Source organism: Actinosynnema sp. NPDC059797, from assembly GCF_042732085.1.
GTDB lineage: Bacteria > Actinomycetota > Actinomycetes > Mycobacteriales > Pseudonocardiaceae > Actinosynnema.
On record NZ_JBHWIE010000232.1, the window covers coordinates 4960 to 11415 of the forward strand.

The 6456-nt window shown below is 74.1% G+C and carries 5 protein-coding genes; 3 read left to right on the top strand and 2 right to left on the bottom strand.

What is annotated here, in order from left to right; translation table 11 throughout:
- Positions 1-2279 (top strand): WD40 repeat domain-containing protein (locus ACFV4N_RS32085; RefSeq protein WP_499676386.1); only part of this gene is annotated, 2279 nt, incomplete at its 5' end.
- Between the two features lie 12 nt (positions 2280-2291).
- Here ACFV4N_RS32085 and ACFV4N_RS32090 read toward each other — a convergent pair.
- Positions 2292-3539 (bottom strand): cytochrome P450, encoded by a 1248-nt coding sequence (locus ACFV4N_RS32090; protein WP_499676387.1) that lies wholly within the window; start codon positions 3537-3539, stop codon positions 2292-2294.
- 113 nt (positions 3540-3652) lie between these two features.
- Positions 3653-4210: a TetR family transcriptional regulator gene (locus tag ACFV4N_RS32095; protein ID WP_499676388.1), complete on the bottom strand. Its 558-nt coding sequence runs from the start codon at positions 4208-4210 to the stop codon at positions 3653-3655.
- A 99-nt stretch (positions 4211-4309) separates the two neighbouring features.
- Here ACFV4N_RS32095 and ACFV4N_RS32100 point away from each other — a divergent pair, with 99 nt between their 5' ends.
- Both ACFV4N_RS32100 and ACFV4N_RS32105 read left to right on the top strand, forming a co-directional pair.
- Positions 4310-4771, top strand: coding sequence for a MarR family winged helix-turn-helix transcriptional regulator (locus ACFV4N_RS32100; protein ID WP_499676389.1), 462 nt, complete (start codon positions 4310-4312; stop codon positions 4769-4771).
- On the top strand, positions 4768-6342 hold the full coding sequence (locus ACFV4N_RS32105; RefSeq protein ID WP_499676390.1) for an MDR family MFS transporter: 1575 nt from the start codon (positions 4768-4770) through the stop codon (positions 6340-6342). The genes ACFV4N_RS32100 and ACFV4N_RS32105 overlap by 4 nt, the downstream gene beginning before the upstream one ends.
- Positions 6343-6456: the final 114 nt, after the last annotated feature.

Below are 6456 nucleotides of genomic sequence, written 5' to 3' on the forward strand. Positions count from 1 at the left end.
GCGCAACCCACCTCTCCGCGGTGTATTCGGGGTTCCTCGCGGATAGCGTCGCCGGGGCGGCGGTCGAGCGGGCTCAGGTCCGCCGCCGCACCCGCCGCCTGCGCCGCCTCTGCGCCGCGCTCGCCGCCCTGCTGCTGGTCGCCACCACCGCCTCCGTCCAGGCCCTCGACGCCCGGGAGGCGGCCACCCGGCAGCGGAACACCGCGATCGCCCAGAAGGTCATCGGCGACGCCACCCGGTTGCGCGCCACCGACCCGGCGCTGGCCGCGCAACTCGGCCTCGCCGCGCACCGCCTGGCGCCCGGCGCCGACACCCGGAGCGCCCTGCTGAGCCTGTCGAGCACGCCTCACGCCATCCGGCTGGCCGCGCACGACGCGCCGGTCACGTCACTGACCGTCAACGGCGACGGCACCCTCCTCGCCGAGGCCGGGGGTGACCGGGTGGTGAGGTTGTGGGACACCTCCGACGTCCGACGGCCACGCGAGGTGGGCGCCATCACCGCGGCGTCCGCGCCGGCCTTCCACCCCACCGAGGCCGTCCTCGCCACGGCCGGTGAGGGCGGGACCGTCCGGCTGTGGGACGTGGGTGAGCCCTCGGAACCGCGTGAGCTGGGTGTCATCACCGGCCACCCGGCCCAGGTCGGCGGGCTGGGCTTCGACCCGCGCGGCGACATCCTGGCGACGGCGGGCAGGGACGGCACCGCGCGGCTGTGGCGGGTCACCGACCCCCGGGACCCCCGGCAGAGCGGCGTGCTCGCCCACGGCGCGGGGTCGGTGACGTCGGTGGCGTTCGGCGCCGAGGGCACCCTGGCGGCGACGATCGGCGGTGACCGGACCGTCCGGCTGTGGGACACCACCGACCCGGCGCGACCGCTGGAGGCCGGCGCCGTCGCCCACCGGGGCGGCGGGGTGTGGGGCACCGCCTTCCACCCGACCCGCCGGGTCCTCGTGACCACGGGCGACGACGGCACCGCCCGCCTGTGGGACGTCGCGAACCCAGGCCGGCCCGAGGAGCTGGCCACCCTGACCGGGCACACCTCCGCGGTGACGTGGTCGGCCTTCGACCGGGGCGGCGACCGCCTGGTGACGACCGGCGACGACAAGACCGCCCGCCTGTGGGACGTCACCGACCCGCGCGCGCCGCGGCAGCTCCAGCTGTTCACCGGGCACACCGGGACGGTCACGTCGTCGGCCTTCGCGCCCGACGGCGCCCTGGTCACCGCGAGCGCCGACGGCAGCGTGCGCCTCCAGTTCCCCGGCGACTCGACCCCGGCCGTGCACCCGGACCGCGTCCGGGCGGTGCGCTTCACCCCGGACGGCCGTCTCGTCACCGGCGGCAGCGGTGCGACCGTGCGCCTGTGGGACGTCTCGAACGCGGACCGCTTCCTCGTCCCCGAGGCGCTCGGCGACGTCGACGACGCCGTCACCTCGGTGGCGGTCAGCCCCGACGGGCGGACCGCGGCCGCGACCGACCTCGGCGGCTCGACCCACCTCTGGGACCTCCGCGCCACCGCCGGGCCGTCGAAGCTCGACGGGCCGGGAGGAGCCGTGATGTCCGCGTCCTTCAACCCCGATGGAACGGCGCTCGCGGTCGTCGGGGAGCACGGCACGGTCCAGCTCTGGAACCTGGGTGACCGCGCGGAGCCCGTGCTGTCGGCCTCGTTCCGGTCATCCGGTCCGCGGGGGAGCGGAACCGTCGCGTTCAGCCCCGGCGGTGACGTCATCGCGGTCACCGGCGCGACCGGGGACACCGTCGAGCTGTGGAGCTGGGCCGACGGTCCGCCGACCCCGCTGACCACGCTCACCGGTCACACCGGGCTCGTCACCGCGCTGGCCTACAGCCCTGACGGGAGGACCCTGGCCACGGCGGGACTGGACCGGACCGCGCGCCTGTGGGACGTCACCGATCCCCGCCACCCCGCCGCGCTCCACTCCGAGACCTACCGGGGAGCCGTCCTGGCCGTCGCCTTCAGCCCGGACGGGCGCCTGTTCGCCTCCGCCGGCGCCGACCAGGCGGTGCACCTGTGGGACGGCGTCGACGCGCGCCACCCACGTCGGTTCGCCGTGCTCACGGGGCACACCGACAGCGTCTACTCGCTCGACTTCAGCGCGGACGGGCGGGTGCTGGCGTCCGGCGGGGTGGACCACACCGCCCGGTTGTGGTCGGTCGACCCCGAGGATGTCGTCCGGGAGTACTGCTCGGTGGCCCACCCCGCCATCACCGAGGCCGAGTGGGCCCGACACCTCGCGGACGTCGACTACCGCCCGCCCTGTCCGTGACGCACCGGCCGGTCAGCCCCAGGCCACCGGCAGCGAGTGCACGCCGTAGATGAGCATGTCGCTGCGCAGCGGCACCTGGTCGGCGGGCACGGCGAGCCTCAGGTCCGGCAGCCGGCGCAGCAGCTCGGTGAACCCCACCGCCATCTCCACGCGCGCCAACTGCTGGCCGAGGCACTGGTGCACGCCGTGCCCGAACGCCAGGTGCGGCCCGCGCGGGCGGGTCACGTCCAGCTCGTCCGGCCGGTCGAAGCGGCGCGGGTCGCGGTTGGGCGCGATCACCGAGATCAGCACGTCCGAGTCGGCCGGGATCACCTCGCCCGCGACCTCCACCTCCTCCAGGGTGAGGCGCAGCACGCCCAGGTGGATGATCGACAGGTGGCGCAGCAGCTCCTCGACCGCGCCGTCGACCAGTGCCGGGTCCGCTCGCAGCCGGGCGAGTTGGTCGGGGTGCTCCAGCAGCGCGAAGGTGCCGAGGGCCAGCATGTTGGCGGTGGTCTCGTGGCCCGCCACCAGCAGCAGGTTCGCGATGCCGATCAGCTCGTCGTCGGTCAGCGTCGGATCGGCTTCGACGAGCCCGGACAGCAGGTCGTCGGCCGGTTCGGCCCGCTTGCGCCGGATCAGGTCGAGCATGAACGCCCGCAGCTCGTCGGCGATCCGCGCCACCTCGTCGAGCGGGGTGTCCAGCCGCAGGAGCGTCGAGCTGCGCTCCTGGAACTCGTGGCGGTCGGCGTAGTCGACGCCCAGCAGCTCGCAGATCACCAGTGAGGGCACGGGCAGGGCGAACGCGGGCACCAGGTCGGCGGTCGTGCCCGCGGCGAGCATCGCGTCGATGTGCTCGGTGACGATGCCCTCGATGCGCGGCACCAGCTGCCGCATCCGCCGGACGGTGAACTGGCCGGTCAGGAGCTTGCGGTAGCGGGTGTGCGCGGGCGGGTCCAGGGTGACGAAGTTGCCCGCCCGCCGCCGCCGGTCGGTCGCGCGCTCCCGGAACTGCTCCGGCAGCTTGGCGACCACGCGCTCGCTGCGGAACCGGTCCGAGCCCAGCCGCGGGTCGGAGAGGGCGGCGCGGGCCTCGTCGTGGCCGGTGACCAGCCACATCGGCTCGCCGTCGGTCAGGGTCAGGCGGTGCACGGGGCCCTGCCCGGCCAACCTGGTGATCAGCTCGGGCGGGTCGAAGGGGCCGGACTCGCGCGCGGTCAGCTCCGGCGGGAGGCCCAGCGAGAGGCGGTTGGTGCTCGGGCGGCGGGGAGCGGTGGTCATGGCCTGGTCCGTTCCCGACCCGGAGGTGGCCGGGCCGTTGCTCGGCGTCGCGGCGGTGCCGCCACCGCGGCGGTGACCCACCGTACGGGCAAGCGTGCGGACCGTGCAGCTGCTTATTCCCCGGCCGGGTTCATCGCTTCGGCGACCACCTCGGCCGGCGGCCGCTCGGGGTGGTCGAGCCAGTGCTGGGTGGCGGCCCGCAGGGCGGCCAGGAACGTGGCCGCGAGCACGCGGGCGCGCAGCGGGTCGTCGACGTCCTGCCGACGGGAGACCTCGGCGGCGAGGTCGCGCTCGACCGCCGCGTAGGCCGCGACCTGGTGCGCCACCAGGCTGGGGTGCCGGGACACCTGCCGCCGCCGGGTGAGCCACTCCGGGTCGAAGCTCTCGCCGGCCAGTTCGGTGGCGGCCCGGACCAGGGCCGCGCGCGGTGGTCCGCCGGGTTGCGCGCGGACCAGGTCGAGCAGGCGGCGCAGGCGGAGCAGGTCGCCGTAGAAGATCGCCTCCTCCTTGCCGGCGAAGTAGTTGGAGAAGGTGCGCCGCGAGACCGAGGCCGCGTCCGCGATCGCCTCCACCGTCACCCGCTCGGGGCCGTGCTCCAGCGCCAGGCGCAGCGCCGCCTGGTGCAGGGCCATGCGCGTGGCCGCCTTCTTGCGCTCGCGGAGTGTGTCCATCCCCACCCAGTCTAACGAAGGTTCCCACTGGGCAAACTTGCACAACGCGCAAGTTTGTGGATACTTGTATGTGGCAAGCAATGCGGGAGAGGGGGCGACATGGACGTCGTCGCGCGAGAGCTGGAAGACCGGATGCGGGACCTGCTGAGGGTCGTGCGCATGGTCAAGCAACAGCACCACTCCTCCGTGCCCGCCGGTCTCGTCGGCATCCTCGGGCTCATCGAGCGCGAGGGCGGGAAGCCCACCGGCTGCCACGCGAAGCAGTTGGCCGTGCTGGCCGGGCTCGACCCGTCCACGGTCAGCCGCGCGGTGGCCGCGCTGGTCTCGCACGGGCTGGTCGAGCGCCGGGCCGACCCCGACGACGGCCGAGCCAGCGTGCTGGTCGTGACCGGGCGGGGCCGCACCGCGCTGGCGGAGGCCCGCGACCGGTACGGCGCGCTGGTGGGCCGTGCCCTTGCCGACTGGACCCCTGAAGAGGTCACCGCCCTGACCACCGCGATCGGGCGCCTGACCACCGACGTCGAAGGAGCCCTGGGCTCCACCTGGGAGGCCGCGCGATGAGCGCACCCCGCGCGATGGGCGTCACCGCCCCCGCGCCGACAACCGGCACGATGAACCACCGCCAAGTGCTGGAGGCCCTCAGCGGCCTGCTGCTGGTGCTGTTCGTCGCCATGCTCAGCGGCACCGTGGTGTCCACGGCGCTGCCGCAGATCATCGGCGCGCTCAACGGGTCGCAGACCCAGTACACCTGGGTGGTCACCGCCACCCTGCTGACCGCCACCGCCAGCACGCCCATCTGGGGCAAGCTCGCGGACCTGTTCAACAAGAAGTCGCTCGTCCAGATCGCCATCGTGGTCTTCGTGGCCGGCTCCGTCGTGTCCGGCTTCGCGCAGAGCGCCGGACAGCTGATCGCCGCCCGCGCCTTCCAGGGCATCGGCGTCGGCGGTCTCCAGGCGCTGGTGCAGGTGGTGATCGCGGCGATGATCCCGCCCCGCGAGCGCGGCCGCTACAACGGCTACCTCGGCGGCGTGATGGCCGTGGCCACCGTCGGCGGCCCGCTGCTGGGCGGCCTGATCGTGGACACCTCGTGGCTGGGCTGGCGCTGGTGCTTCTTCATCGGCGTGCCGGTCGCGGTGACCGCGCTGCTGGTGCTCCAGGCCACGCTGCGGATGCCGACGACCCGGCGCGAGAACGTCAAGATCGACTACCTGGGCGCGTCGCTGATCGCGATCGGCGTGAGCGTGCTGCTGGTCTGGATCTCGTTCGTCGACTCGTCGTTCGCCTGGGTGTCGTGGCAGACCTTCGCCATGGTCGGCGCCTCGGTGGTGCTGCTGGGGCTCGCCGTCGCCGTCGAGGCGCGCGCCGCCGAGCCCGTGGTTCCGCTGGAGATCGTCAAGCGGCGCACCACGGCGCTGGCGATCCTGGCCAGCCTCGCGGTCGGCATGGCGATGTTCGGCGGTGCGGTGTTCCTCGGCCAGTACTTCCAGATCGGCCGCGGCTACAGCCCCACCGAAGCGGGCCTGCTGACCATCCCGATGATGGTGGGCGTGCTCGGCACGTCGATCGTGAGCGGCCGGCTGATCACCAAGTCCGGCAAGGTCAAGCCCTACATCGTGGTGGGCGCGGCCGTGCTGGTCGTCGGGTTCCTGCTGCTCGGCCAGATCGACCACGACACGTCGCTGTTCCTGGTCGGCGGCGCGATGCTGCTGGTCGGCGCCGGGGTCGGCATGACCATGCAGAACCTGGTGCTCGCGGTGCAGAACACCGTGCCGCTCAAGGACATCGGCGCGGCCAGCTCCACCGTGGCGTTCTTCCGCTCGCTCGGCGGCACGATCGGCGTCTCGGTCCTGGGCGCGGTCCTGGCCCGGCGGGTCGAGTCGGCGATCACCCGCGACCTGACCGCGGCCGGCATCCCGGCGGGCGGCGGCGACGGGGGCAGCAGCACCCTGAACCTGAACGCCCTGCCCGAGGCCGTGCAGCACATCGTCCGCGCCGCCTACGGCGACGCCACCGGCCACATCTTCCTGATCTCGGCGGCCATCGCCGTGGTCGGCGTGATCGCCGCCCTGCTGCTCAAGCCGATCATGCTGCGCAGCAGCCTGGACCTGTCGGACACCAAGCCGGCGCCCTGACGCCCGCGTCCCGACCCCACGCGTGGAGGGCCCGACCGCTCAACCCCGCGGGCGGGGCCGCCACGCGGGCCGGGGTGAGAATCGCAGACCGCAAACGGACGGGAGGATATAGGG

Coding starts and splice junctions, on each gene's coding strand:
- ACFV4N_RS32095 (WP_499676388.1), bottom strand. CDS start 4,210: ATGGACACACTCCGCGAGCGCAAGAAGGCGGCCACGCGCATGGCCCTG.
- ACFV4N_RS32090 (WP_499676387.1), bottom strand. CDS start 3,539: ATGACCACCGCTCCCCGCCGCCCGAGCACCAACCGCCTCTCGCTGGGC.
- ACFV4N_RS32105 (WP_499676390.1), top strand. CDS start 4,768: ATGAGCGCACCCCGCGCGATGGGCGTCACCGCCCCCGCGCCGACAACC.
- ACFV4N_RS32100 (WP_499676389.1), top strand. CDS start 4,310: ATGGACGTCGTCGCGCGAGAGCTGGAAGACCGGATGCGGGACCTGCTG.